20 protein-coding genes and 2 pseudogenes are annotated in these 25,865 nt (G+C 69.2%); 12 read left to right on the top strand and 10 right to left on the bottom strand.

What is annotated here, in order from left to right:
* Window position 1: 1 nt before the first annotated feature.
* Window positions 2–562: pseudogene (locus OG504_RS09485) on the top strand (isocitrate lyase/phosphoenolpyruvate mutase family protein); the annotation flags it as partial.
* A complete protein-coding gene (locus OG504_RS09480) occupies window positions 546–2,015 on the top strand; it encodes an aldehyde dehydrogenase family protein (RefSeq protein ID WP_405989377.1) in 1,470 nt (489 codons plus the stop codon). The pseudogene OG504_RS09485 and the gene OG504_RS09480, both read left to right, overlap by 17 nt.
* A 22-nt stretch (window positions 2,016–2,037) precedes the next feature.
* On the opposite strand, the gene OG504_RS09475 is transcribed toward OG504_RS09480, so the two are convergent.
* The gene (locus OG504_RS09475; RefSeq protein ID WP_405989376.1) at window positions 2,038–2,760 is read right to left on the bottom strand and encodes a class I SAM-dependent methyltransferase; all 723 of its coding nucleotides are present in this window, start codon (window positions 2,758–2,760) and stop codon (window positions 2,038–2,040) included.
* 189 nt (window positions 2,761–2,949) lie between these two features.
* Between OG504_RS09475 and OG504_RS09470 the strand changes: the two genes are divergently transcribed.
* Window positions 2,950–3,882 (top strand): diiron oxygenase, encoded by a 933-nt coding sequence (locus OG504_RS09470; protein WP_405989375.1) that lies wholly within the window; start codon window positions 2,950–2,952, stop codon window positions 3,880–3,882.
* On the opposite strand, the gene OG504_RS09465 is transcribed toward OG504_RS09470, so the two are convergent.
* From OG504_RS09465 to OG504_RS09450, 4 genes are read right to left on the bottom strand one after another with little or no spacing between them, the layout of a single operon-like run.
* Window positions 3,855–5,144, bottom strand: coding sequence for an amidase family protein (locus OG504_RS09465; protein WP_405989374.1), 1,290 nt, complete (start codon window positions 5,142–5,144; stop codon window positions 3,855–3,857). The genes OG504_RS09470 and OG504_RS09465 overlap by 28 nt on opposite strands.
* Entirely contained in the window at window positions 5,122–6,399 is a 1,278-nt protein-coding gene (locus OG504_RS09460) for an MFS transporter (RefSeq protein ID WP_405989373.1), read from the bottom strand. Before OG504_RS09460 ends, OG504_RS09465 begins: the two co-directional genes overlap by 23 nt.
* Window positions 6,396–7,661: an acetyl-CoA carboxylase biotin carboxylase subunit family protein gene (locus OG504_RS09455; protein ID WP_405989372.1), complete on the bottom strand. Its 1,266-nt coding sequence runs from the start codon at window positions 7,659–7,661 to the stop codon at window positions 6,396–6,398. Before OG504_RS09455 ends, OG504_RS09460 begins: the two co-directional genes overlap by 4 nt.
* A gap of 52 nt (window positions 7,662–7,713) precedes the next feature.
* Window positions 7,714–9,483 carry an aldehyde dehydrogenase family protein gene (locus OG504_RS09450; RefSeq protein WP_405989371.1) on the bottom strand — a complete coding sequence of 590 codons (1,770 nt, stop codon included), beginning with the start codon at window positions 9,481–9,483 and terminating at the stop codon, window positions 7,714–7,716.
* Window positions 9,484–9,672: 189 nt separating this feature from the next.
* On the opposite strand from OG504_RS09450, the gene OG504_RS09445 reads away from it, so the two are divergent.
* From OG504_RS09445 to OG504_RS09420, 6 genes are all read left to right on the top strand, one after another.
* Window positions 9,673–10,161, top strand: a complete 489-nt coding sequence (locus tag OG504_RS09445; protein ID WP_405996285.1) for a TetR/AcrR family transcriptional regulator — start codon at window positions 9,673–9,675, stop codon at window positions 10,159–10,161.
* Window positions 10,162–10,292: 131 nt separating this feature from the next.
* Window positions 10,293–11,378, top strand: a complete 1,086-nt coding sequence (locus OG504_RS09440; protein ID WP_405989370.1) for an S-(hydroxymethyl)mycothiol dehydrogenase — start codon at window positions 10,293–10,295, stop codon at window positions 11,376–11,378.
* Window positions 11,378–12,007, top strand: coding sequence for an MBL fold metallo-hydrolase (locus OG504_RS09435; protein WP_405989369.1), 630 nt, complete (start codon window positions 11,378–11,380; stop codon window positions 12,005–12,007). Before OG504_RS09440 ends, OG504_RS09435 begins: the two co-directional genes overlap by 1 nt.
* A gap of 181 nt (window positions 12,008–12,188) precedes the next feature.
* Window positions 12,189–12,551, top strand: a complete 363-nt coding sequence (locus tag OG504_RS09430) for a bifunctional 3-phenylpropionate/cinnamic acid dioxygenase ferredoxin subunit (RefSeq protein ID WP_266766476.1) — start codon at window positions 12,189–12,191, stop codon at window positions 12,549–12,551.
* A complete protein-coding gene (locus OG504_RS09425; protein ID WP_405989368.1) occupies window positions 12,548–13,717 on the top strand; it encodes an NAD(P)/FAD-dependent oxidoreductase in 1,170 nt (389 codons plus the stop codon). Before OG504_RS09430 ends, OG504_RS09425 begins: the two co-directional genes overlap by 4 nt.
* A gap of 90 nt (window positions 13,718–13,807) precedes the next feature.
* Window positions 13,808–14,938: an aromatic ring-hydroxylating dioxygenase subunit alpha gene (locus OG504_RS09420; protein ID WP_405989367.1), complete on the top strand. Its 1,131-nt coding sequence runs from the start codon at window positions 13,808–13,810 to the stop codon at window positions 14,936–14,938.
* A gap of 12 nt (window positions 14,939–14,950) precedes the next feature.
* Here the strand turns inward: OG504_RS09420 and OG504_RS09415 are convergent, their stop codons facing one another.
* The gene (locus OG504_RS09415; RefSeq protein WP_405996284.1) at window positions 14,951–15,697 is read right to left on the bottom strand and encodes an IclR family transcriptional regulator; all 747 of its coding nucleotides are present in this window, start codon (window positions 15,695–15,697) and stop codon (window positions 14,951–14,953) included.
* Between the two features lie 234 nt (window positions 15,698–15,931).
* Window positions 15,932–17,152, bottom strand: coding sequence for a metallophosphoesterase (locus tag OG504_RS09410; protein WP_405989366.1), 1,221 nt, complete (start codon window positions 17,150–17,152; stop codon window positions 15,932–15,934).
* A gap of 793 nt (window positions 17,153–17,945) precedes the next feature.
* On the opposite strand from OG504_RS09410, the gene OG504_RS09405 reads away from it, so the two are divergent.
* Window positions 17,946–18,263 carry a hypothetical protein gene (locus OG504_RS09405; RefSeq protein WP_405989365.1) on the top strand — a complete coding sequence of 106 codons (318 nt, stop codon included), beginning with the start codon at window positions 17,946–17,948 and terminating at the stop codon, window positions 18,261–18,263.
* A gap of 157 nt (window positions 18,264–18,420) precedes the next feature.
* On the opposite strand, the gene OG504_RS09400 is transcribed toward OG504_RS09405, so the two are convergent.
* The 3 genes from OG504_RS09400 to OG504_RS09390 all read right to left on the bottom strand — a co-directional run bounded on the left by OG504_RS09400 (window position 18,421) and on the right by OG504_RS09390 (window position 23,161).
* Window positions 18,421–19,095, bottom strand: coding sequence for a lysophospholipid acyltransferase family protein (locus OG504_RS09400; protein ID WP_405989364.1), 675 nt, complete (start codon window positions 19,093–19,095; stop codon window positions 18,421–18,423).
* Window positions 19,096–19,333: 238 nt separating this feature from the next.
* Window positions 19,334–21,379 carry a WD40 repeat domain-containing protein gene (locus OG504_RS09395; protein WP_405989363.1) on the bottom strand — a complete coding sequence of 682 codons (2,046 nt, stop codon included), beginning with the start codon at window positions 21,377–21,379 and terminating at the stop codon, window positions 19,334–19,336.
* Between the two features lie 120 nt (window positions 21,380–21,499).
* On the bottom strand, window positions 21,500–23,161 hold the full coding sequence (locus tag OG504_RS09390; RefSeq protein ID WP_405989362.1) for a hypothetical protein: 1,662 nt from the start codon (window positions 23,159–23,161) through the stop codon (window positions 21,500–21,502).
* A 256-nt stretch (window positions 23,162–23,417) separates the two neighbouring features.
* Here OG504_RS09390 and OG504_RS09385 point away from each other — a divergent pair.
* Window positions 23,418–24,026: pseudogene (locus OG504_RS09385) on the top strand (hypothetical protein); the annotation flags it as partial.
* A gap of 146 nt (window positions 24,027–24,172) precedes the next feature.
* Window positions 24,173–25,840, top strand: a complete 1,668-nt coding sequence (gene betA / locus OG504_RS09380) for a choline dehydrogenase (RefSeq protein ID WP_405989361.1) — start codon at window positions 24,173–24,175, stop codon at window positions 25,838–25,840.
* The last annotated feature ends 25 nt before the right edge of the window (window positions 25,841–25,865 follow it).

Genomic DNA, 25,865 nt, shown 5'->3' with positions numbered 1-25,865 from the left:
CGTCCCCATCGAGGACTTCGCGGGCAAGATCGCCGCGGCGGTGGCGACACGTGTCAGCGAGGACTTCGTCATCATCGCCCGCATCGAGGCGTTCATCTCCGGCTACGGCCTCGACGAAGCCCTGCGCCGGGCCGAGGCCTACGAACTCGCGGGCGCGGACGCCCTGTTGATCCACTCCAAGCGCACCACACCGGACGAGATCTACTCGTTCTGCGCCGCCTACGACGGTCAACTGCCGATCGTGGTCGTCCCGACGACGTACAACAGCGTGACGATGGAAGAGCTGCGGGCCGGCGGGGCCTCGCTCGCGATCTACGCCAACCAGGGTCTGCGGGGCGCCATCACGTCGATCCGCCAGATATTCGGGTCCATCCTCGCCGAGGGCACGGCGGCGCCCGTGGAGAACCAACTGGCCCCGCTGGGCGACGTGTTCCGGTACCAGGACGTGGCCGCGCTGCTGTCGGCCGAGGACCGGTTCGAGTCGATCGGCCAGGGCGTGGCCAAGCAGATCCTGAACGGTGCCCGGGAAGAGCGGAGGAACGCCGATGTCGTTGAGCGTTGAGATACGGGCCGACCGCATCCACGTGGGCGCACACCTCGTCGGCGGCCAACACGTCCAGGGCGATGCCCTGTTGGAGAAAGTGAACCCCGCCCGCCCGGGCACGTCCTTAGGCCGGATTCCCGTCGCGGACAGGGGAGTTGTCGACAGTGCCGTCAGGACGGCGCATGAACAGCTCACGGCGTGGCGGAAGTTGGGCTCCATCGCCCGCGCGGACCTGGTCCATCGCCTGGCCGGGCTGATGGAGCGGGACCGTGGCGAACTGGCCCTGCTGATCAGTGAGGAACACGGCAAGACCCGGGCGGAGGCGGATTCCGAGGTCGCCCGGTCGATCGAGATCGTCCGGTTCGCCGCCGGGCTGGGCCGACGGCTCGGCGGCCGTACGCTGCCGTCCGACAGCCCGGACACCTGGAGCTCCACCACACGCCGTCCGATCGGCGTGGTCGGGCTCATCACACCGTGGAACTTTCCGCTGGCCATCCCGGTGTGGAAGCTGGCCCCGGCCCTGGTGGCCGGCTGCACGGTGGTGATCAAGCCGTCACCGCTGGCTCCGTTCACCGCACAGCGGCTGGTAAGTCTCGCCTACGAGGCGGGAGTTCCGGCCGGTGTGGTCAACCTCGTGCACGGCGACGGCACGACCGGGGCCGCCCTCGTCGAACACCCGCTGGTCAAAGGGGTGTCCTTCACCGGAAGCGTCGACGTCGGCCGCAGCGTCCAGGCGGCCGCCGCCGCGTCGCTCACCAGGACCCAGCTCGAAATGGGCGGCAAGAACGCGGTCGTCGTCCTGGCGGACGCCGACCTGGAGAAGGCGGCCGACGCCGTCGCGCACGGCGCCTTCGGTCAGGCCGGACAGCGCTGTTCCGCGACCAGTCGGGCCATCGTCCAGGACGAGGTCTTCGACGACTTCGTCGCCCGTCTGGCGGCCCGGGCGAGCGCCCTGCGGGTGGGCCGACCGGACGACCCGCGAACCGATCTCGGTCCGCTGATCAACAGCGCCAGCCTCGAACGGTGTCTGGACGCCGTCTCCGCGTCCGTACGCGACGGCGCCCGACTCGTCACCGGGGGAACCCCGGTGGTCACCGACGGCGGCGGCTACTTCATGGCGCCGACGGTCCTCACCGACATCGCCGCGGACGCCCCGCTCGCGAACACCGAGGTGTTCGGTCCGATCGTGGTCGTCCTGCGGTGCCGTGACTTCGACGAGGCGGTGGCCATCAACAACTCGGTCCGGTACGGCATGTCGGCCACCCTGTTCACGGCCAGTCTGCCGCTGATCGGCCGGTTCCTCGCCGAGGCCGAGGCAGGCATGCTGCACGTCAACCGGCCGGGCGTGGGAGCGTTTCCGCACATGCCGCACATCGGGACCAAGGGGTCCCAGGTGGGCCCGGCGGAGTGCGCCGACGACGCGATCGAGTTCTTCACCGAACTGAGAACGGCGACGATCGGTGTCGGCTGAGCACTCCGCCACGACCCTCGGCTCAGCGCTTGCGGCCGGTGCCGTACTGGAAGTACGTCTCGCTCTCCCGCACGTCCAGGTCGATTCCGAACTCACCGGCCACGGCGGCGAGTTCGGCGGCCGGGTAGAAGTTCTTGACGATGGTCGCGCTCAACCCGCTGTTGAGCCGACGCGTCATGGTCTGCCCGGCCGCGCCGTCCACATGCGGTTCGGCGGTCGCGAGCGGCAGGTCGTCGACGAAGAACAGCCGGCCGCCGGGCCGTAGCCAACTCCCCAGCGAACGGAAGAAAGGACGGAGCCGTTCGCGTGGGACATGCGAGATCCAGAACGTGAAGACGATCGCGTCGAACCGCTCGTCGGTCTCCCAGGTGAACAGGTCCGCGATCTCGGTCCGGACCTGTTCCTCCTCGGCCGCCGGGTTGTGCGCGAGCATCTCGGCGGACCCGTCGACCAGCAGGAGGTTCCGGGCGCGAGGGGCGAGGTGAACGCTCCACGTGCCCGTACCGGGTGCGAGTTCGAGGACGTCGTCGCCGAGTTCGACCGAGGACAGCGCGGACCGGACGAGCTCCGCCTCGCGGAACCACACCTCGTTCGCGGCCTCGCCCTTGTCGAAGGTTCCCCGCCGTAGCCACCAGTCGTCGTATTCCCCCGCACGACTCGAGTAGTACGCCAACTGCTCGGCCAACTGCTCCTCGGTGACGGGCTGGAACTCTTCCTCGGCCGACCGACCGGGCTGCGTCGTCATGCGGTGCTTCACCTCTCGGGTAGTGCCCGAACTCGCCCAGAACCCAGAATACGAACTCCAGGAGAATCGAGAATATGCGGTACTGTCGCACTCTTCACAGGCTGTGCGGCTGCAGCATTCTGCCCAGTCAGCCAGTTAACACGCAACCATGCGCAGACCGACGCTTCGTCGGCGAAATTTGACGATTCATTGGCTCAACTCCCCGACTACCGCACCCCATTCGCGAACTGGGACCGTCGCGCCACCGTACGGTCCAGTCCGCGCCGAACACTTACCGACGACACCGGCGACCTCTTCCCCGCGGATCTGGTACCGGTCGCGAAGCACGAACTCGTCGCCGGCCTACGACCCGAACTCTTCCGCAGGCTGCTCACCCAACAGCTCTACCGATACCTCCACTTCACTTCGAAGCTGGAGTTCATGGTGGTCAACTACGTCGTCCTCGGTATATCGCAGGGCGACATACAGGTCCCGATCCCCGACCAGATGCGGTTCGACGCCCTGAAGATCTACTGCGACGAGGCCTACCACGGATATTTCTCCGTCGACCTGATGCGGCAAGTACAGGCACGCACGGGAATTGAACCCAGAATCGACGAAGAGCCGTACTTTTTGCGCCGGTTGGCGGCACTCAAGGAGAAGCACGACCCGGCCAGGGCGGGCTTCGTCGACCTGCTTTTCACCATCGTCTCGGAAACACTCATCACCGCGTCACTGACGGAGATATCGAAGTCCCGCGAAGTATCGGGAGCCGTGGTCGACACCTTGCAGGACCACGCCGTGGACGAAGGCCGGCACCACGCCTACTTCGCTTCCTACCTGACCTACTTATGGACCTCACTGAACCGTGCGGAACGCACCTTCTCCGCACGGCTCTTCCCCGAACTCATCGACGTCTTCCTCCGCCCCGACGTGCCGTCCATCGGAACCGAACTCGGCGGGTACGGCCTCAAGCCCGGCGAGGTGGCCCAAGTGCTCGCCGAGACCTTCAGCGAGCAGACCCAGGCCGACTACAACCGCGCGACCGCCTCGAAACTCCTCGGATACCTCCGGGAGATCGAGGCCTTCGACGATCCCGGCGCCCGGTACGAGGCTCAGAGCCGCGGCCTGCTGCCTGGCTGACGCCCAGTCAACTTGCCGAGGCCGGCGGCGACTTCACTCGCCCACCCGAGCAGCTGCAGGTCTGTGTGACGGCGTCCCACGAGCTGGAGTCCGAGGGGCAACTCCCCGACATCGCGCGGCAAGGGGATCGTCACGCAGGGCAGGCCGAAGTGACTCCAGGGCAGACTCATCACCGGACTGCCGGTGGACGAAAGGCCGAGCGGCGCCACATCGGCCGCGGCCGGCGCCACGACGAGGTCGATGCCCTCCTGCTCCATCCTGGTGTCGAACGCGGAGCGCTGTTCGGCCAGTTCGTCCACGGCGGCCGCGTACGCGCCCTCCGAAATAGCGAGGCCTCGCCGGATCACCTCAGTGGTCCCCGCGCCGAGAAGGCTGCCGTGCCGACGGAAGCGATCCTCGTGGGCCCGGGCGAATTCGGCATCGAAAATGACCTTCTGGGTCCTGGAGAGAACGGCGATATCCGCCACGAGGTCCGTGCGCAGGATATCGAGCCCGGACTCGGCGAGATCACGCACCGCGGCGCCGAACACCTCGTTCGTCGTTTCGGTGGCCTGAGTCAGATATTCGTGCGCGGGGACCGCGACGACCGGGTTTCTGGCGTTCGGCTGCTCTTCCTCGAACAGTACTGAAGCCCCGAGCACGAGGCCGGGCACGGATGTGGCGAAGAGCCCGAACGAGTCGTAACTCGGGGCGCAGGGAATGACACCGTCCAAAGGGACGCCGCCTTGAGTCGTCTTGAAACCCGCCACACCGCAGTAGGACGCCGGCCGTATCACCGAGCCGATTGTCTGCGTTCCCGTCGCCAGAGTTACGGCTCCGGTCGCCACGGCTGCCGCGGACCCACTGCTGGATCCGCCCGGTGTGCGCCGCAGATCGTGCGGGTTACGGGTCGAGGGCGGATGAACACAGGCGAATTCAGCGGTCTTTGTCTTTCCTACGACCGTTGCGCCGGCCCTCCGCAGCAGCGTGACCGTCGATGCCTCGGGGCCCGCGAACTCGCTCGGGTCGAGTTCTGAACCGCCCGTGGTGGGAAGGCCGTCGACGGCGAAAATGTCCTTGACGCCCAGGGTGGCCCCGCGCAGCGGCCCGGAATTGTCTGTGGCTGTCCGGGCCAACCGCGCATCCCTGTCCGGTTCTTCTTCGAATGCCTCGACGGCGGCGTCCGTTTCGGCGATTCTTTTCAGAGAGGTCCGGATGTTCTGGGCCACGTTCGCGCGGGCCCCGGTTTCAGAAACGAGATCACGACCGAACACCATGTCCATGGCCCGATCCTATTCGCTTCTCTTCGCTGTTCAAGGGCGCGATCAGGGACCGCACCCGGCGCCGGAACACCACCAGTGACACGGGGGCCACCACGAGACTGACGACCGCGACGACAGCCAGGATGGTCCGGGGGTCCCAACTCCCGCCCGCCGTAGCCAAGATGACTCCTGCCAGTGGTGCCGATGCCAGGATCATGGACGAGAACACCCCGAGCGTGGCGCCAAGTTGCTCGGCCGGGATCACGCGGATACGCCAGGTGCGCATCCAGATCGTGAAGACGGTCACGCCGGCGCTCCAGCAGCCGTAGCCGATGCCCATGACCACGACGTCGCCGGCGAGGATCATGCACAGGGCGCCGGTCACGAGGAGGAGGGCCACGGGCCAGAGGAGGACGTCGACCTCTCGCCTTTTGGCGATCGGGGCGGTCAGCAGGGCGGCGAGGAAGCTGACCACGGTCGCTGTCGCCGCCAACAGGCCTACTGTGGGCTCGGATTGGCCGAGGTCGCCGATGATGATCGCGGGCAGCGAGGCCAGGACGAGGCTCGCGGTGAGGTTGACGCCGAGGGTGACCGCGATCAGGGAGAGGATCGGGCGGCTGCCGAACACCGTCGAGAAACCGGTGCCCAGCCGCCGTAGGAGCTTCTCGCCGCCCGTCTCGACCACCACTCGGTCCAGTGCGTGGAAGCACAGACCCGTCCACACCCCGGCGACCAGGAAGGTCGCGGCGATGACGGCCAGGCCCGCGTCGACCGGCAGGACACCGAGCAGCATGCCGCCGAGGGCGGGGCCCGCGACCGTCACGAGTTGCTGTGCGGCCTGGAATCTCGCCTGGGTCTGCGGGTATCGGTCCCGGGCCACCTGGCGGCCGAGGATGCTCTCGACCGCGATCGTGGAGTGCCCGTTGAGCAGCGTGGCCGCACCGCCGGCGACCACCAGCAACGGCAGCGAGCCGGTGACCGCGGCCAGCACGAGCATCGCGACCCGGGCGAGGTCGACGACCACGGGTTGCTGCCGGGCGCGGAAACGGTCGACGTAGGCGCCGGAGACCGGCATCGACAGGATGCGTGGCAGCCATTGCACCAGGAACGCGATGCCCGACGACGTGACCTTCTGCGTCGCCCCGTACACCGCGATCGGGACGAAGAACGTCACCGTCTGGTCGCCCAGGATCGCCAGCGCCCGTGCGGCAACGAAGCCCAGGATCGTCGCGTCGCGGTGCAGCGCGGGAGTCGGAAGTGGAGTGGGGGCCGTCATCGGTCCGTCTCCGCCGGGAGTTCCCGGACGACCAGCACCGAGCGGAGGGCGGCGACCGCGGCGTCGAGGTCACGGACCACGTCCGCCTGAGTGGCGCCGACCGACACGAACGACGCCATCGCGGACGTACTCGACGCGGACGTACTCGACGTGGACCGTTCCAATACGTCACCAGGGCCGATCTTCGACTCGAACAGCCTTATCGACGAGGGGAGTTCGACCTCGCCGAGCGACTCCACGAGACCCGGCCGCGGGGGAACGAGCGCGTATCCGGTCTGCCGGACGGGCTCGGACCGGAGGTCGTGGTGCCGCGGGTTGCCCAGATAGGCGCGGGCGAACCACTCGATGGGGTCGACGTCGAAGCCGTACTCCAACTGATCGCGGATCTTCGCTCCGCCGACGCGGCACCCGACCTCGTTGAACACGAAGCCGTCCGGCGACCCGAAGATCTCCGCGTGGAACAGTGCGGTCTCCTCGATGCCCAGGGCCTCGACGGCGCGAACTGTCATGTCCTGCAAGGTTCGTAGGCGGGGATCGTCGGCGTCGAGGAAGGTGCTGAGGCAGACCGCGCCCTGGGTGATCTCCAGACACGACGTGGTCTGCTCGGACGGCCGGCAGACCTTCACCTCACCGGCGTCGACGATTCCGTCGATGTGGAACAGCGCGTGGGAGACAAAGGATTCCGCCATGAGGTGGGCCGGAGCGTCCCCGACGGAGAGTGGATTGTGGACGAGGAAAGCGTCCAGGTCCGCGTCGTTCTCTACGACGGTGACGCCCACCGAGGCCGCGCCCAGCCGTGGTTTGACCACCAGCGGGAAACCGAGTTCGCGGACCGCGAGAAGAAGGTCGGTGACGTTGTCGACGGCCCGGTATCCGGTGATCGGGACACCGGATTCGGCCAGTAATTCTTTCATGCGTATTTTGTCGCGGAACAATAACGCCTCGGCCGCGGACTGACCGGAAACACCCCAGGCGTCACGGAGTCGGCCCGCCCGGAGGAGGTCGAACTCCGACATGGCCAGCAGCTTGCCGAACGAATGCCGGCCGTGCAGTCGGTGCGCCAGGTATTCCGGCATGGCCGAATCGGCGAAGTCGTCGACGACCTCGGTGTGCGCGAATCCGGCCAGCTCTTTCTTGCGGGCCGTCTCGTCGGCGGAAACCGAATCACTGCTGGTGATCAGATACAGCTCGTCCGACGGGTGGGCCCACCGCCGGTAATCGACGCGCGCGAGTTTGAACCGGTTGAGAACGAGTACCTTCACGATTGCTGCGCTCCTCGGGCGTGTGCAAAAGGACGGAGGTTTTCTCCCGGGCTCAGACGTATTCGGCGCCGCCCTCGATCGGTTTCCAGCCGAAGCGCAATTCGCCGGCGGCACCTGTGGCGTTCTTGAGCGCGTCGGCGGCGCTCGGACCGGTGGCGATCACATGCGCGATCCGGTCGCGGTTGGAGCCGTGCGAGCGGTACACGTCGCCGATCCGGTTCTTGATGTGCACCTCGGTGACCCCGGCGCCGTGCCGGGCCTCCTCGACTCCGTCGATCGACGTCAGTTCACCGGTGTCCGGCATCGCGACGAACCGGATCGCGGCGGCCGGTGCCGCGGCGGCGGACGGCTCGGGCCGGGGCCTGCCGACGACCGCGGCCATGTGCCGTGCCGTCAGATCGATGTCGGTGGCGAGCCGGACCAGTTCCGGCACCCGGTCGCCGCCGACCCGCGGGTTGACCTCGATCAACCGCGGAACCCGCTGGGCCCGGTCGGCGAACTTCACCTCGACGTGCGCCGGCCCCCAGTCGAGACCGACGGCCCTGAGCCCGCGTTCGGCGGTCTCGACGATCAGGTCCGCCACGTCCGGCTCCACGGTGGACGGAAACCGATGGGCCAGCTCGACGAAGTAGGGGAGTGGCCCGCTCGTCTTGGCCGTGATGCCCAGTCCGCGGCCGTCGAACGCCTCCACCGAGTACTCCGGACCGGCCAGGTACTCCTCGACCACCACCGTCGGGTCCATCTCGACACCGAGGTAGCTGCCGCTCCCGAGTATGTGTCCGGTGATACGTGTCACCTCTGACGCGTCGTCGCACCGGCGGACGAATACGCTGCCGGTCAGGCCGACCGGTTTGACGACGACCGGAAAGCCCGTCTTCTCGGCCGCGGATAATGCTCCGGCGACGTCGTGGACGAGTTCGTAACGCGGGTTCAGGCCCGGCGCGGAGTCACAGGCGGAGCGAATACCCGCCTTGGACCTGCACCGGTGGACGGCTTCCGGTGCGGGGCCCGGCAGATTCAACGCGGCGGCGGCTTCCGCGGCGACCGCGACGAAGTATTCGTATACGGAAGTCACCCCGGCGAGGTCATCACCCGCGATACCGAGCGCGGCCTCGACGATTGCGGTGGCGGACGAGGTGTCGCACCCGACAATGCTCGTCCCGATGTCCTGGTAGTCGTCGAGCAGGAACTGGTCCAGTTTCTCCGGCCGGTCGACGAGGATCACCGTTCGGTATCCCCAGTTCGCCAGGCTCCGCGCAGCGTCTTGTCCCGCACCCGTCCGGGGCGACTCGACCAGGCACACAGTTTTCCGCACAGCGGATCTCCTCTCGAGCATAAACGGCAACCTGCGCGTCACCGTACCCAGGAGGGATCGGGCGAACACTGAGCTGTTCCTTGTTGTATGAGAGGTATGACCAGCGGCCGAGGAGAATTTACTTTGTCTTACATTCCCTTGGTTGACAGGGTTTTTGCATTCCTTTTCTTGGTCGTCGGCTGGCCGGGTGCGGGTTGAAATCGCGGACACCGATGGCTTATGAAACGGCCGGGGTGAGGGTGACGCCGCGATCTTCTCGGCGTCGGCCTCGCGCAGCGCGTTCAGCCGCCGGATGACGGCGATGCGCTCCGCGGGTGCCGTGCGCGGCCAGCGGCCCTCGTCGAAGGCGTCGCGGGCCGCGGCCACCGCCCGGTCCACGTCGGCGGGGAGTCCCTGCGCGGTACGACCGATCACCGTCCGGTCGTGCGGCGAGCGGATGTCGAGCAGTTCGGGGCTGTTTGGAGCGGTCCACGAACCCGCGATGAAGAATCGGTCGTAGGTGATCATGTGCTCTCTCCCGAGGGGCTGAGGGGCGATCGTCTTCGATATCTGTCACTTCGATGTGGTGACTGTGTGCTGGATAGTCTCACCAGTGAGCCGTTAGGCGGGTTAGATTCCACAGGCCGGGCTATGCTTCGGTGTGTGAGAGCCGACGCCGTACGCAATCTCGAAGCCGTCCTGACGACCGGAGCGCGCATGCTCGCCGCCGACCCGGGCGCGAGTATCGCCGCCATCGCGGCCGAGGCCGGTGTCGACCGGCGGACCGTCTACCGGCGGTTCGCCTCCCGTGAGGAACTCCTGGCGGCCATCTATGAGGCCCGCGTCGAGGCCATCGAGCGGGCCGTCGAGGAGTCGAGGCTGCGCGAGGCTCCCGTCGCCGTCGCCCTGCACCGGTACGTCGAAGGGATCATCGGCGTCAATCGCAAGTGGCCCGTGGAGCTCACCCGGATGAAGGCCGACGAGGCGATCCGTGGGAGGCGTGACGCCGTGATCCGCGAGGTTGACACCTTCCTGGAACGGTCCATCGACGAGGGACTGCTGCGCGCCGACACCCCTATCGCATGGGCGAGTGCACTGCTCCCGCCGCTCATGCACCTGGCCTCGCAGCAACTGCCCGAACTCACCGACGCCCAGGCCGCCGACATGGTCGTCGACACCTTTCTGCGGGGGCTCGGCGGCCGGTGATGCCGGCGGTGTGCGCCGACCCGAATCCTTGACCCCTGTTCTGCCCTCCGTGATGCTGTGTTGCGGCACGCGCGAAGCGTGCCGCAATGAGCAACATTCTGCTCAGGTCCAGCACCAGCGGAGGAGTGGCCATGACGCATCAGGTCCGTGCTGTCGTCGCGCGAGGGAAGGGTGCCCCCGTCAGCCTGGAGACGATCGTCGTCCCCGATCCCGGGCCGGGCGAGGTGCTGGTGAAGGTCGAGGCGTGCGGGGTCTGCCACACCGATCTGCACTACCGCGAGGGCGGCATCAACGACGACTTCCCCTTCCTGCTCGGGCATGAGGCCGCGGGTGTCGTGGAGTCGGTGGGGGAGGGCGTCACCGACGTCGCGCCCGGTGACTTCGTGATCCTCAACTGGCGTGCCGTGTGCGGGAATTGCCGGGCCTGTCGGCGCGGACGGCCGCAGTACTGCTTCAACACCCACAACGCCAAGCAGAAGATGACCCTGCTCGACGGCACCGAACTCTCGCCCGCCCTCGGCATCGGCGCCTTCGCCGAGAAGACGCTCGTCGCGGCAGGCCAGTGCACCAAGGTCGACCGGGCCGCATCGGCTGCCGCCGCCGGGCTGTTGGGGTGCGGTGTGATGGCCGGCATCGGCGCCGCCATCAACACCGGCAACGTCGGCCGGGGTGACACCGTCGCGGTCATCGGGTGCGGTGGGGTCGGTGACGCGGCGATCGCCGGGTCCCGGCTCGCCGGTGCGGCGCGGATCATCGCCGTGGACATCGACGACCGGAAACTGGACAAGGCCCGCTCCCTCGGTGCCACGCACACCGTCAACTCCAAGGCCGACGACCCCGTCGAGGCCATCCGCGAACTGACCGGTGGCTTCGGCGCCGATGTCGTCATCGAGGCGGTCGGTCGCCCGGAGACGTACAAACAGGCCTTCTACGCCCGGGACTTGGCGGGCACCGTCGTCCTCGTCGGTGTGCCGACCCCGGAGATGAAGCTCGAACTCCCGCTGCTGGACGTCTTCGGGCGCGGTGGTTCGCTCAAGTCGTCCTGGTACGGCGACTGTCTGCCCTCCCGGGACTTCCCGATGCTGATCGACCTCTATCTCCAAGGGCGGCTGGATCTCGACGCGTTCGTCACGGAGACCATCGCGCTGGAGGACGTCGAGAAGGCCTTCGAGCGGATGCACGGCGGCGATGTGCTGCGTTCGGTGGTGGTGCTGTGATGGCCGCCCGTATCGAACACCTCGTCACCTCGGGGCAGTTCAGCCTCGACGGTGGCACCTGGGACGTCGACAACAACGTGTGGATCGTGGGCGACGACCACGAGGTCGTCGTCATCGACGCCGCGCACGACGCCGACGCCATCGCGGAGGCGGTCGGCGACCGCCGGCTCACCGCCGTCATCTGTACTCACGCCCACAACGACCACATCGACTCCGCGCCCGACCTCGCCGACCGCACCGGCGCTCCGATCCTGCTGCACGCCGACGACCTGCCGCTGTGGAAGCAGACCCACCCGGACCGGTCGCCCGACGGTGAACTGGCCGACGGGCAGGTCGTGGTGGTGGCGGGGGTCGAGCTGACCGTGCTGCACACGCCCGGCCACGCGCCCGGTGCCGTCTGCCTGTACGTGCCCGCGCTGAACGCCCTCTTCGGCGGGGACACGCTCTTCGCGGGCGGACCGGGGGCCACAGGGCGGTCGTACTCCCACTTCCCGACCATCGTCGACTCGATCCGGAACCGGCTGCTCGGGCTGCCGGGGGACACCGTCGTATACACCGGACATGGGGATACGACGACCGTCGGCGCCGAGGCTCCGCATCTTCAGGAGTGGATCGCCCGCGGGTTCTGACGCGGGTTCCGGCGCGTTCCGAGCCCTCCCAAGTGTTGCTGATGGCGCGAGATGTTGCGTGAAAAGCAACACTGGGTAAGGCCTTCGCGTGGCCTCTGAATACCTTGACAACGGTTTGGGGCCACCCTCAGACTGGCGTTGCGCTTACCGCAATCCGTTTCGCTATACGCACCGAGGTGTCATGATGATTCCCGCGTGCCTTCTCGTGGATCTGCCGCGAGGCGAGGCCTACCGGCTCGACATCGATCCGCCGGTTTCGGTGTTCCACACCGACGACGGCGAGGTCTTCGCCATCGACGACACGTGCACCCACCAGGACGCCTCGCTCGCGGACGGCTGGCTGGAGGGCTGCGAGGTGGAATGCCCGCTGCACGCTTCGAAGTTCGACCTGCGGACCGGGGCCGTCGACGCCCCGCCGGCCAAGCGCCCGGTGCGTACGCACGAGGTTCTGGTCCAGGACGGCATGATCTACGTCGTGCCGTCCACGGACGCCCCGAACCTGCCGCCCTGCGTCGCGGCCCGGCTCGCCGGAGGCCCCGCGTGAGGACCGTGGCCGTGGTGGGCGCCTCGCTGGCCGGGTTGTCGGCGGCGCGCTCGCTGCGGAAGCAGGGCTACGACGGACGGCTCGTCGTCATCGGCGACGAACCTCATCGCCCGTACGACAGGCCGCCGTTGTCCAAGGAGTTCCTCGCCGGGTCCGTCGCCGAGGACGATCTCCTGCTGGAGACGGACGACGAGGACCTGCGGGCGGAGTGGCTGCTCGGTGCCCGGGCCGTCGGGCTCCAAGTCGACGGTGCGGAGCGGGTGTTGCTCCTCGACGACGGGCGGGAGGTCCGGGCCGACGGCGTCGTCGTCGCGACCGGCGCGGTGGCGCGGAATCTGCCCGGCACGGACGGGCTGGCCGGGGTGCACACCCTGCGCACCCTGGACGACGCCCGCGCCCTGCGCGACGAACTCGCCCTGGGCGGACGGCTGGTGGTGATCGGCGGCGGGTTCATCGGCGCCGAGGTCGCCTCCACGGCGTACGCCCTCGGACTCGACGTGACGGTGATCGAGGCGGCCCCGACGCCCCTCGCGGGCCCGCTCGGCGAGACCATGGGCGGGATCGTCTCCGCCCTCCACGAGGCCCACGGCGTACGGCTGTTGTGCGGAGTCGGGGTCAAAGGGCTGAGCGGGGAGGCCCGCGTCGACGCCGTACTGCTGGAGGACGGGCGAACTGTCCCCGCGGACATGGTCGTTGTGGGTGTCGGCGCGCGGCCCTGCGTCGAGTGGCTGGAGGGTTCGGGGGTCGAGCTCGACAACGGCGTCAAGTGCGGTGCCGACGGCCGGACCAGCCTCGCCGGCGTGGTCGCCGTAGGAGACTGTGCCAACTGGTACGACCCGCGGGCGGGTTCGCACCGGCGGGTCGAGCACTGGACCGGGGCGCGGGAGCGGCCCGAGGCTGCCGTGGCCGCGTTGTTGTCGTGGGGTGCGGTGGAGGCGGGGGCTTCGCGGCCGCCGTACTTCTGGTCGGACCAGTACGGCGTGAAGATCCAGTTCGCCGGTCACGCGGCCGGTGCCGACAGCGTGACCGTCGAGGAGGGCGCCACCGGCGACCGCAGTTTCCTCGCCGTCTACCGGTGTGCCGGACAGCCGGTCGCCGTGCTCGCGATGAACCAGCCGCGACTGTTCATGCGGTGGCGCAAGCAGCTTGCGGCCACGGTGAGTTGACCCACGAGCACACCGTTCAACCACACCGTCCGGAGTCGCTCTTCCCGGCGCGTGAATGACCGACCCACGACGTTCTCCGAGGAGTGCTCTGTGACCTCGACCAGCCTGCCGGACAGCCTGATCGCCACCCTGCCCGGCTCCTCCTACACGGACCCGGACATCTTCGCCCAGGAACAGGAGCGCATCTTCGAGACGATGTGGTTCTGCGCCGTGCGCTCCTCCGACCTGGCCAAGCCGGGCGCCTTCCGGACCGTGGACGTGGGCCGCGAGAGCATCCTGATCACCCGTGCCCGCGACAACTCGATACGCGCCTACTTCAACGTCTGCCGGCACCGCGGCGCCAAGCTCTGCACCGAGGAGACCGGCGAGGTCAAACGCGCCTTCCAATGCCCGTACCACGCCTGGACGTACGACCTGAACGGCAAGCTCGTCGCCGCGCCCAACCTGACGAAGATGCCCGACGTCGGCCGCACCGAGTTCGGCCTGGTGAGTGTCGCCGTCCGCGAATGGCTCGGCTATGTGTGGGTCAACCTGGCGGAGAATCCACCGTCGTTCGACGAGGACGTCATCAGCGAGGTCGTCACCCGGCTCGGGGACGTGGAGCTGCTGGAGCACTACGACATCGACCACCTCTCGGTGGGCAGGCGCATCGTCTACGACGTCAAGGCCAACTGGAAGCTCATCATCGAGAACTTCATGGAGTGCTACCACTGCGCCACGATCCACCCCGAACTCACCGAGGTGCTACCGGAGTTCGCCGACGGCTACGCCGCCCAGTACTACGTCGGCCACGGCGCCGAGTTCGGTGAGGAGGTGCGGGGATTCACCGTCGACGGCTCGGAAGGGCTCGACCGCATCCCCGGGGTGAGCGACGACCAGGACCGCCGTTACTACGCGATCACGATCAAGCCGCAGGTGTTCATCAACCTCGTCCCCGACCACGTGATCTTCCACCGGATGTACCCGGTGGCCGTCGACCGCACGGTCGTCGAGTGCGACTGGCTCTACCTCCCGCACGTCGTCGAGAGCGGCAAGGACGTCAGCCGGTCCGTGGAACTCTTCGACCGGGTCAACCGCCAGGACTTCGAGGCGTGCGAGCGCACGCAGCCCGGGATGAGCTCCCGGATGTACGCCAAGGGCGGGGTGCTGGTGCCGAGCGAGCACCACATTGGAGCGTTCCACGACTGGGTGAACGAGCGCCTGGGGATCAACCAGGGGTGAACCAAGGGGGGTTCAGCCCAGGTAACCCATCCGGTGGCTGATCTCCTCGGCGCCCTTGACCAGGACCGGGGCGAGTTCGTGCAGGCGCTCCTCGGTGAACCGGTACGCCGGTCCCGAGGCGCTGACCGCCGCGATGACCTCACCGTCGCGGTTGCGCACCGGCGCGGCCACGGCGTGCAGCCCGAGCTCCAACTCCTCCAGGGTCCAGGCGTATCCGCGCTCCCGGGCCTCGGCGAGGTTCTTCTCCAGCTTCGACTTCGAGGTGATGGTGTGCGGGGTCACCTTCTTCAGGCCGGCCTCCGCCAACAGCGCGGTGCGGTCCTTGGCGGGCAGGTGGGCCAGCAGGGCCTTGCCGCTGGAGGTGGCGTGCAACGGGGTGAGTTCTCCTACCCAGTTGTGCGCGGTGACGGCGCCGGGGCCGCGGACCTCGTACAGGTTGATCGCGTACTGCTCCTGCATGACGGCGATGTTGACGGTCTCGCCGATCTCCTCGGCGAGGCGCTCGCAGACCGGGCGGCCCTGCTGGGTGATGTCGATGCTTCCGGTGACCGCGCCGGCCAGCCGCACGATCCCGAAGCCGAGCCGGTACTTGCCGCGCTCGCCCGCCTGCTCCACCAACCCGCGTGCTTCCAGCGCCCCGAGCAGGCGGAACGCGGTCGACTTGTGAACCTCGATCTCGCCGGCCACCTCGCTGACACCGGCCTCGCCACGCTGGGCCAGGATCTCCAGCACGCTGATGGCACGGTCCACGGACTGCACTCCGCCGGACTGCGAACCTGTCGTTTCAGTATCTGGACTGTAGTTGCTCACAGCGAAACTATACGCGTAGTGCGGTACAACCTGTTTACGATGCGGACTCCGATCAGGCCTTTTCGCCTGGTAGCTGCTGGTTCACGCGCCGGGCGCACACCGCTTCGACCTGCGGGTTTCCGGGAGTTCCGGCGAAACTGGGTACAGGTTGTGCACCAACTGGATGCGTCTGCCCGGGCAGTGCTACGGCGAGGTCGGCGGCTGCGAGGAGCGGAGCACGAGCAGGGTGATCTCGCTGGGGGCGAAGACGCGGAACGGCGGACCCCAGAAGCCGGTGCCGCGGCTGGTGTAGAGAAGAGTGCGGGTGCCGTGCCGGCTCAGTCCGGCGAGGGCGGGCTGGTCGATGCGGACCAGGTGGTGGAAGGGCCAGATCTGCCCGCCGTGGGTGTGGCCGGAGAGCTGGAGGTCGATGCCGGCGGCTGCCGCCCGGTCGATGAACTTGGGCTGGTGGGCGAGGAGTAGGACGGGCAGGTCGGGGTCGGCGCCGTTCAGGGCTCCGGCGAGGTGGGCGCGGTGGCCCGGCAGGCCGGAGGACTCGGCGGTGACGTCGTCCACGCCGGCGACCACGAGGGTGTCGCCGCCGCGTTCGAGCAGCAGATGGCGGTTGCGCAGCGGCTCCCAGCCCAGCTCGTCCATCAGGTCGACCCAGCCCTGGGCCTCGGTGTAGTACTCGTGATTGCCGGTGACGTACACCCGGGCCTGGGTGGCGCGCACGGTACCGAGCGGGACGGCCTGGGCGCGGCGGCGTTCGGCGGTGCCGTCCGCGATGTCGCCGGTGTGGCAGACCACATCGGCTTCCAGGGTGTTCACCGTCTCGCACACCCGCTCCGACCAGCGGGCGCGGTCGAGCGGGCCGTAGTGGGTGTCGGTGATGAGGGCGACGCGGAGGCCGTCCAACCCGGCGCCCAGCCGCGGGAGTTGGACATCGAGGCGGCGCACGCGGGGCACGCGGTGGGCTTCGGCGTATCCCCAGGCGAGCAGTACGGCGGTGGTGCCGAGGACGGCCCACGTGACGATGCGCGCCCGGTCCTGGCCGTCGCCGACGCCGGCCACGGTCAGGGCGAGCCGCAGCAGGACGCCGAGCAGCACGGACCAGGTGAACAGCACCCAGCTCGCGCCCAGCAGGGTGTCCCCGACGATCGCCGCCCGGTCCTGCTGCCGTCGGCCGTGGCCGCGCCCCATCGCGAGCGGCATGGTGACGAGGCCCAGGACGAACAGGGCGGTGCCGGCCGGCGCGACGCCCAGCGGCCAGTGCTGGCCGGTGAACAGGAGCACCCAGCAGGGCACGGCCCACAGCAGGACGGGGGCGATCAGAGGCAGGTAGCGCATCAGGCGCTGCAGTCGGCTCCGCCGTGGAGCCCGCACTTCGCCGTCGGCGGGACGGGTGTCGCTGGTGTCGGTCACGCTTCCCCTATCTGACCGGGCTGCCGTCTCGCGCACTGTATCCGTTCGTCCTCGGGGTGGGCGGACGGGCGTTCATGGGGGCGGTCCCGTGGGGCGAAGGGAGCTCTGCGGGAGGGCAGGACTCGACTCCGCCGTTGACACCGTGAAGCGCTCGGGGCTGGTGGCAAGGCCGCTTGGTCAGCGTGTCGGCATGGTCGGAGTCGGTGGTACGGGATGGCTGTCGCCGGTGTTGGCGACGCGGACGCGGAACGCGCCGTCAGGAAGGCACCGGCGGCCCCTACGCCGCGCCGGTGGCCGAGAGCGGCACCGGCCGCATCCGCTCGGTCGGCGTCAACCTGGTTCCGGCCTCCGGTCGGTCGGTCCGGACCGTGGTCATCGCTCGTCACTGTTCGTTCCGGCCGATGGCTGCGAGCCCTCGTGGGCGGCCACGTCGAGTTGTGCGGGTACACGTGTCGGCCGATGCGCATGATCGTTACGATCATGGCCCTCGCTTCGCTGACCAGGGGGCCTGTCACGACGAAAGCCCCACGCGCCACCATGGCTCACCGTTTGTACGACCATGCTCCGTCCCGGCTCGGCGAGTCCGGCCTGCCCCCGGAGCCGCCCGCGGTTCACGCGAAGGTGCTGCGGGACGAACTCGTGGCGGCGGCCGAGTGGGTCGCCCGGTACCTGAGCGAACTGCCCCAGGGCCCGTCCCGGCACCCGGGCTCTCACCCTGTGGGCCACCCTCCACCACCTCGGTCGCGACGGCATCGCCGGTCTGATCGAGCACTACCTGACCCTCGCCGACCAGTTGCGCGCGCGGATCACCGAACAACCCCGGCTCCACCTGCTGGCGGGCGGCCCGTGGCCGGTCGCCCGCTTCCGGATCACCGACACCGACGGGGACGACCCGGACGCCCTCCACACCCGCATCGCCCGCCGCGTCCAGGACAACGGACGCGCCTACCTCGCCACCGTCGCCGTCCACGGACGTACCGTCCTGCGCGCCGCCCTGTGCAACTACCGCACCACCACCGACGATCTCGACCTCCTGATCCGCGAAGTCCTCCACGCCGTCGACACGGAGCACTCCGCCCCCAGGACAGATCAGCCGTCGCGGCCTCGGTGACCACGGGCCGACAGCCATCGGCGCCGAACCACGGTCCGCCCCGCCCGGTCGAATCCGTCGACCACGCTGCGGGACGGCACCGGCACCTTGAGCGTGCGCCCGACGCGCTGCTGCTGGCCTACCCCGCACGCGACGCACGTTGATTGATCCGTCTGTCTCACGCCTGGGGGCTCGACGCCCTGCGGGAGGACGGCAGTTGACCGACCGCGTGCTGCCAGGCGGCCTCAACTGCCGTGCGGGCGTGGGTGGTTGCCTCGTCGATGGCGCCGCTGAGGTGGACGGGTTCGCCGAGGTGGACGTGGAGGTCCGGGCGGCGCAGCGGTGCGGTGAGGACACCGGCGATCTGCTTGGCCCGCCCGCCGGAGACGATCCGGCGGGCACCGGCGTGGCCGAGCGGGACGACGGGCGCGCCGGTGGTGAGCGCGAGGCGGGCCAGACCGGTGCGGAAGGTGCCGGGTTCGCGGTCGGCGGAGTCCCGGCGGCGGGGAAGTCCGCCCTCGGGGTAGATCACCACGACCCGGCCGGCGGCGAGGGCCTCGGCCGCCAGGTCCAGTGCGGCGGCCGCGCTACCGCTGCCCCGGTGCACCGGTATGTGGCCCTCGCGGGTGAGACGGCGGCCGAGTACGGGGATCTTCCACAGTCCCGCGGTGGCGAGGACCACCGGCTCGACGCCCAGCCGGTGCAGCGCGGCCAGGACGAGTCCGGGATCGGCGAGAGCGGTGTGGTTGGGCGCGACGATACTGCCGGGCGCGATGGTGCGGGCCGTCCCGGTGGTGGTCACCGTCAGGCGGCCGAGGAGGGGGACGACGGTACGGGCGAAGGCGCTGAGCACGTGGTGCTGACTCTCTGATCTGCCGGTGATACCCGGTGTGCGGACGTTCGGTATCGTCACGCGGCGGGGTGGCCGGGGGCATGAGTACGCGTACTCACCAACACCGGCAGTCCGCCGCCCCGCTACTCGGCACCTTGCTCCTGACCTGGTCAACCCCCAGGGTGAATGCGCTTACATCACCTGCTTGCCTCCCGTGCGGACATCACGCGCCTACGCCGCTGTGCGCCACGGAGTCGGTTCACTGCCCCGAGAGCGGGACTCCGAGAACTCCGCGGTCGTGTCCCACGATCACGTCGGAACCTGCGGCGGCCAAGCAGGTGATGGTCACATCCAGGGATATCTGTCGGACCGTGCCGGTCGTCGGCTCCCACACCCGCAGGTCGTGCCCGCGCTTGGTACCGGTGACCAGGACGGTGCGCCCGTCGTGGAGAGTCGTGGCCGTCATGACCGGGAGGCCGGCGGTGCCCGTCGCGGGAGGCAGGCCCTCGCCGACCGGCGTTCCGGTGGCCGGGTCCCACAACATGACCACGCCGCGATCGTCGGCGGTGGCCAACAGGGTTCCGTCGGGAGTGGGCATCGCCGCGACTGCAGCCACCCGGTGTCCGGCATCGCTGAGTGCACGGTCCTTCAACTGCACGGCCGCGCCCGGGTCCCAGGGGTCGTCGACGGCCGGGTCCCACATGTGGACGCCGCCCTGGGTGTCCGCGGCCGCGATCAACGTATGGCCGCCAGGCACTGGGACGGCGGCGATCGAACGGATCGGACGGCCGGAGGGGTTGAGCCGCCCGACGGGTTCGCCCGTGGCCGGGTCCCTCAACCGGACCGCGCCTCGGGAGGTGGCGGTGACGAGCAGGATCCGGCCGTCGGCGAGGTGGGCGGTGCACATCCCTGTCACATCGCCGAGCCAGTTGGCGACGGGTTCGCGAACCGGCTGCCCGGTGACGGCATCCCACAGGCCGATCGACCCGGAGTCACCTCCGCTCGCGAGGAGGACGCGGCCATCGGCAAGGGGCAGCGGCGTCAACGCGCGGACACGGTCGGGATGTCCGGCCAGCGGCTCATGGACGAGTCGGCCGTCGGACGCATCCCACAGACACACCATGCCCCTGTCCCCGGCACCCGCCACGAGCGTCGTCCCGCTGGGGAGAGACGCCACCGTCAGTGAGTCGACGCCGCCGGACGAACCCGGTGCGGAATCGGAGGACGCCGAATCGGGGAACACGGTCATACGGCCAAAGGGCGTGCCGTCGGCCGTGAGCAGAGTGTTCCCGTCCTGCCGTAGGCGGGTGGTTGTTTCGCCTGTTACGTCCCCTGTTGCCTCCCCTGCTGGTTCGACTGCCGTTGGCTGCGCCGCCGGTGCCCGCGGGGGAGCGCCCTGGGGTCCGGCGCCGTCCGGGTTCTCCACCAGGCCGTCGGCGATCGTCCAGGTCTGTTCGCAGTTCCAGCAGCGGAAGTGCCCGGTGAGCAAGGCCAGTTGGCGGGCCCATTCGGCGCCGGCCCATTGCGGGGTGCCCTTGGCCGCGACCATCCCGGCGACCAGGCACAGGACGGCAGGCCCCGGTGTTCCGACGGGCACCCCGGCCGCCGCGACCGCACGTGCCACCCGCAGGAACGACTCCCACTCCTGCCCCAGGGTCTCCGCCTGCAATGCGTCGGCGACCTCGCCCCAGGGGTGCTGCCCATGCCGGGCGCCTTCCGGATCGGGCAACTCGGGTGCCTCGAACGGCGGATGCACCGGGTCGACGAAGAACTTGATGATCTCGGTGTCGGACTCGCACCCGGGACACACCAACTGGAGGTAACTTTCCCCGGGTTCGACATCCCACAGCGCCGCACCGATGTGGTGACCGGCGAAGGCGACGCAGCTCAGGGCGAGTTGGCCGCAGATCTTCGCGGGAGCGGCGGCGACTAGGAGGCTCCGTGCAGCCGCCTGCTCGGCCAGCCGGAGCGCGGCACTGAACCCAGCCTCCAGGTCGGCCGGAACGGGAGGCCTGTCCTCCGCGGTCACGATGAAGCCCATGTCCACCCAGAAGTCCACCGACTGTTCCGGTGGCAACTCCGCGGCCGCCTCAACGAGATGGGGCAGGACCGCGTACGCGCTGTTGGAGACGGTTCCGTCGGCCAGCAGGTCGTCGGTCATGTACGTCCAGGTCTGCTTCCATTCAACGTCGGCGCCCGTGACGGCGGTTGAGGTCATGTGCTCCAGCAGCGCTTGCACCTCCTCGGCCGTCACACCGTCGAGGTCACGCCAACGCGGGCTGTTCAGGGGCAACTTCTGAATCATGGAATGAGTCTCGCAGTCAGCAGTGACAAGGAGCGGAAGGGAAGGGAAGGGAACGGAGGGAGGCTTCGGGTGTCGGGTGTCGGGTGTCGGGTGTCGGGTGTCGGGTGTGGGGCGGGCACGTCACGCCTCGTCACGCAGCAGCGCAGCGGCCTGATCGGCGACGGTCACCACCGCCCGGGGCGCGACCCGTTCCAGCAGGGGCAGGGCAGCCGGCCAGCCGTCGAGGACCATGACCTGTACGGCAAGCCTGCGGGCGCGGGGCGGATCGGACAGCTCCGCGAGTACGGCCAGTGCGCGGGCCCGTGTCGCGCGGTAGGCGATCGAGTGGGCGAGGGCTTCGGCGCGTTCCGGGTCGCCGCGCCGGGCAAGTTCCCGGACGACCGCGATCAGCGCCTCGCCCTCCGCCCAGCGGTCGGTGATCGAGTGGGCCACGGTCTCGGCCCGGTCCGGGTCGCCGCGCCGGGCCAACTCCCGGACCACGTCGATCAACGCCCTGGTCTGTGCCCGGCGGTCGGTGATCCCGTACGCGAGAGCCTCGGCCCGGCCCGTGTCGCCGTAGCGGGCCAACTGCCCGACGATCTCCGCCTGCCGCCCCGCGCGCCACTCGGGGACGACCCGTTCGACGAGCGCCATGGCCCGCTCGACCTGTCCGCGCCGGGCCAGCAGAAGGGTCAGGGCGCTCAGCAGATGGCCGTGATCAAAGCCGACGACGGTGTCGAGCAGCGCCTCGGCCCGGTCCGCCAGGGCGAGGGCAACGTCCTGGGCGCCGGCCTCGGCGACCGCGTCCAGCACATAGGCAAGGTCAGCGGCGCCGAGAGGGGAACGGGGCACCGGCAGGGTCTTGACGAGCATGTCCGGGTCCGTGCCTCCGTTGCGAGCAATGTCTTGGCCGACGGCTCCGCCGCCACCCAATGACCTCTCCCGGCTCCCGCCTCCGCTCCCGCCTCCGCTCCCGCCTCCGCTCCTGCCTCCGCTCCCGTTCCCGGCTTCGAGCCGCCGGCCCAGCAGAGCATCCACCCGGTCCAAGTCCCCTCTCAGCGCCTCCCAGGCCAACACCACCGCCAGCGGCCCGGGTTGAGTCCAAGGGTTCCGCTTGTGGGACCGCGCGAAGTCCTCGACGCGGTCGGCGAGCAGGGACGCCCGGACCTGGTCACCGGCGGCGTCGGCCACCTCCACGAGACGGGCAAGCACTTCTCCCTTCCCGTCGAAGCCGGCGGAACTCGCCTCGGCATCGGCGCGATCGGCGAACTCGAGTGCGTCGAGGGTGTCGCCGTCGTCCGCCGCCGCTTCCGCCAACGAGGCCCAGGCTTTCCCCCAGTTGTGCGGATAGCGGACGCTCTCCGCCACGGCGACGGCCCGGTCGCGTTCCCCGGCCCGGGCCCATGCCGGTACGAGGGCGACCAGCGCCAGGTCCCGCAGCTGCCGCACGGTGATCGACTCGGCCAACTCCTGTGCGCCGCGCAGGTCTTCGGTGTCGGAGGCTGCCTTCACCAGGGTCAGGAGTTCCTCGCCCCGCTTCCCCTCGTCACTGATCGTGTACGCCGACTCGGCCGCGCGGGCGAGGCACCCCGTGCGGGCGAGTGCCTGCCGGAACCACCCGGTGGAGACACGGGTGTCCGGCTCCGCCCCCAGCGACAGCCGGAGCACGGCCAGCAGACAGGGCTCGAACCCCCGTTGCGCCAGGCCGAGTTCAGCGTGACTCTCCGGTGCGAGACCGCGACGCCGCTCCCACTCCCGACTCCAGAAAAGGTCCTCGCCCCACAGGGCCATCCTCTTCGACATACCTGCATCCCCTCCGTTTACCTGCATCCCCCTCGGCGCACGAAGCCCCCGGCGCCCAGCCCCCCGTACGCAAAAGAAGAACGCGACCACGGTCGGCGTGACGCAGACCATGAGCGTCAGCTCGAGCCCCCGGGCAGGAGCGAAGCACCAGGACCAGCCACACCCATCGTCGCGGATCACCGTCCGCGAGCGCATCGGGGAATCCACCGAACTATCCCCGTACGGCAACACTCAAAGTCCTGGAAATCATGAAATCCACACCCCCTACGACCCGGCCGACCCGGTCGCCGGATCCGGCCAACTGCGCGGCGGCCTCTGGCCGGACAAGCCCGGCAAGGGCGCGAACCCACCGGCCACCACTGCGGCGCCCTCAACACCGAACCCCGCCTGGCCAGTTACCTCGGCATAGCCGACAACTCCCTTCCCGGCGAGCACTACTGGCACCTGTTCCGCACCCACCTCCCCGGCATGGGCCAGGAACAGGAACCCGAGGGCTCCTACGTCACGATCGACGGCGTACGGGTGTGGGAGGGCCGCTACACCCGTGCGCAGCCAGATCGAACACGGCCTGGACGAGGCGAAGTACGGCTACTGGGGCTTCTCACCCGCCAACATCCCCGAGGGCGGCTACCGCGAGTACGGCGTCGACGCGATCGGCATGCAGGAGGACGGCTACGACTCCCTCGGCGTCGTCACCCCGCACGCCTCCTTCCTCGCCCTGCCGTACGACGCGCCCGAGGCCCTCGCCAACCTCACCGCACTCGCCCAGCACCTGCGCCCCGGCCTCCTCCGGCGCCCCTTCCGCACGGCCGGTTTCCGCTCCAGGGTCCGCCCACTCCTCGGCAAGGAGCGCTTCAGCATCTGAGGGACGGGGGCCGATCGGAGGGTCTCGGGCTGGGAAACAGTGCGGAAACCTTGCCCTCCAGGTTGCGTGGCGCGCAACCTAGTGCGTATAGCGGTACTCGTATTAGCATGCCTCGCGTATCTACGGCGCGAGCGAGACGAGAGATCATGGCTCCCCTGTACTACGACTTCGTCATCGTCGGCGGTGGATCCGCCGGCAGCGCACTGGCGAACAGGCTCTCCGCGGACCCGGGCAACAAGGTGCTGGTCCTGGAGGCCGGCCGGCCCGACTACCCGTGGGACGTCTTCATCCACATGCCGGCCGCGCTGACCTACCCCATCGGCAGCCGGTTCTACGACTGGAAGTACGAGTCGGAACCCGAGCCCCACATGGGCGGCCGGCGCGTCTACCACGCCCGCGGCAAGGTGCTCGGCGGCTCCAGCAGCATCAACGGCATGATCTTCCAGCGCGGCAACCCCATGGACTACGAACGGTGGGCCGCCGACGCCGGCATGGAGAGCTGGGACTACGCGCACTGTCTGCCGTACTTCCGGCGGATGGAGAACTGCCTCGCGGCCGAACCCGACGACGAGTTCCGCGGCCACGACGGTCCGCTCGTCCTCGAACGCGGGCCCGCCTCCAACCCGTTGTTCGGCGCGTTCCTCAACGCCGTGCAGGAAGCGGGCTATCCGCGCACCGACGACGTCAACGGCTACCAGCAGGAGGGCTTCGCGCCCTTCGACCGCAACGTCAGCCGGGGCCGCCGACTCTCCGCTTCCAAGGCCTACCTGAAGCCCGTGCGCAAGCGGCCCAACCTCACCGTCACCACCCGCGCGATGGTCACCCGTGTCCTCTTCGAGGGCAAGAAGGCCGTCGGCGTCGAGTACCGGCACCGCGGCAAGGTCCAGCAGGTGCGCGCCCGCGAGGTCGTCCTGTGCGGCGGCGCGATCAACTCCCCCCAGCTGCTTCAGCTTTCGGGCATCGGCAACGCGGAGGAGCTGAGCGCGCTCGGCATCGACGTCGTCCACGACCTGCCGGGCGTCGGCGAGAACATGCAGGACCACCTGGAGGTGTACATCCAGTACGCCTGCAAGCAACCCGTCTCCATGCAGCCGTACATGGCGAAGTGGCGCGCCCCCTTCATCGGCCTGCAATGGCTCTTCCGCAAGGGCCCCGCCGCCACCAACCACTTCGAGGCCGGCGGCTTCGCCCGCAGCAACGAGGACGTCGACTACCCCAACCTGATGTTCCACTTCCTGCCCATCGCGGTCCGCTACGACGGTTCCTCGCCGGCCGGCGGCCACGGGTACCAGGTGCACGTCGGGCCCATGTACTCCGACGCGATCGGCTCGGTGAAGATCAAGAGCAAGGATCCGCTGGAGCACCCGGCGCTCCGCTTCAACTACCTGTCCACGGAACAGGATCGGCGTGAGTGGGTCGAGTCGATCCGGGTCGCCCGCAAGCTCCTCAACCAGCCCGCGCTCGCCCCGTACAACGACGGGGAGATCTCGCCCGGGCCGTCCGTGGAGAGCGACGAGGAGATCCTGGCGTGGGTGGCCAAGGAGGGGGAGACCGCTCTGCACCCGTCCTGCACCTGCAAGATGGGCACGGACGAGATGGCTGTCGTCGATCCCGGCAGCATGCGGGTGCACGGGGTGGAGGGGCTGCGGGTCGTGGACGCGTCGGTGATGCCGTACGTGACCAACGGGAACATCTACGCGCCGGTGATGATGATCGCGGAGAAGGCGGCGGACCTCATCCTGGGCAAGGAGCCGCTGGCTCCGTCCTCGGCCGTGTATTACCGGCACCGCGATGCCCAGAAGCAGGCCGGGTAGGCGCTGAGAGGGTGAGGGGGCCGCC

The organism is Streptomyces sp. NBC_00986 (assembly GCF_045162565.1).
In the GTDB taxonomy this organism is placed as follows: domain Bacteria; phylum Actinomycetota; class Actinomycetes; order Streptomycetales; family Streptomycetaceae; genus Streptomyces.
Note: the sequence above shows the minus strand (reverse complement) of the source record. Positions and strands in the feature narration are given on the sequence as shown.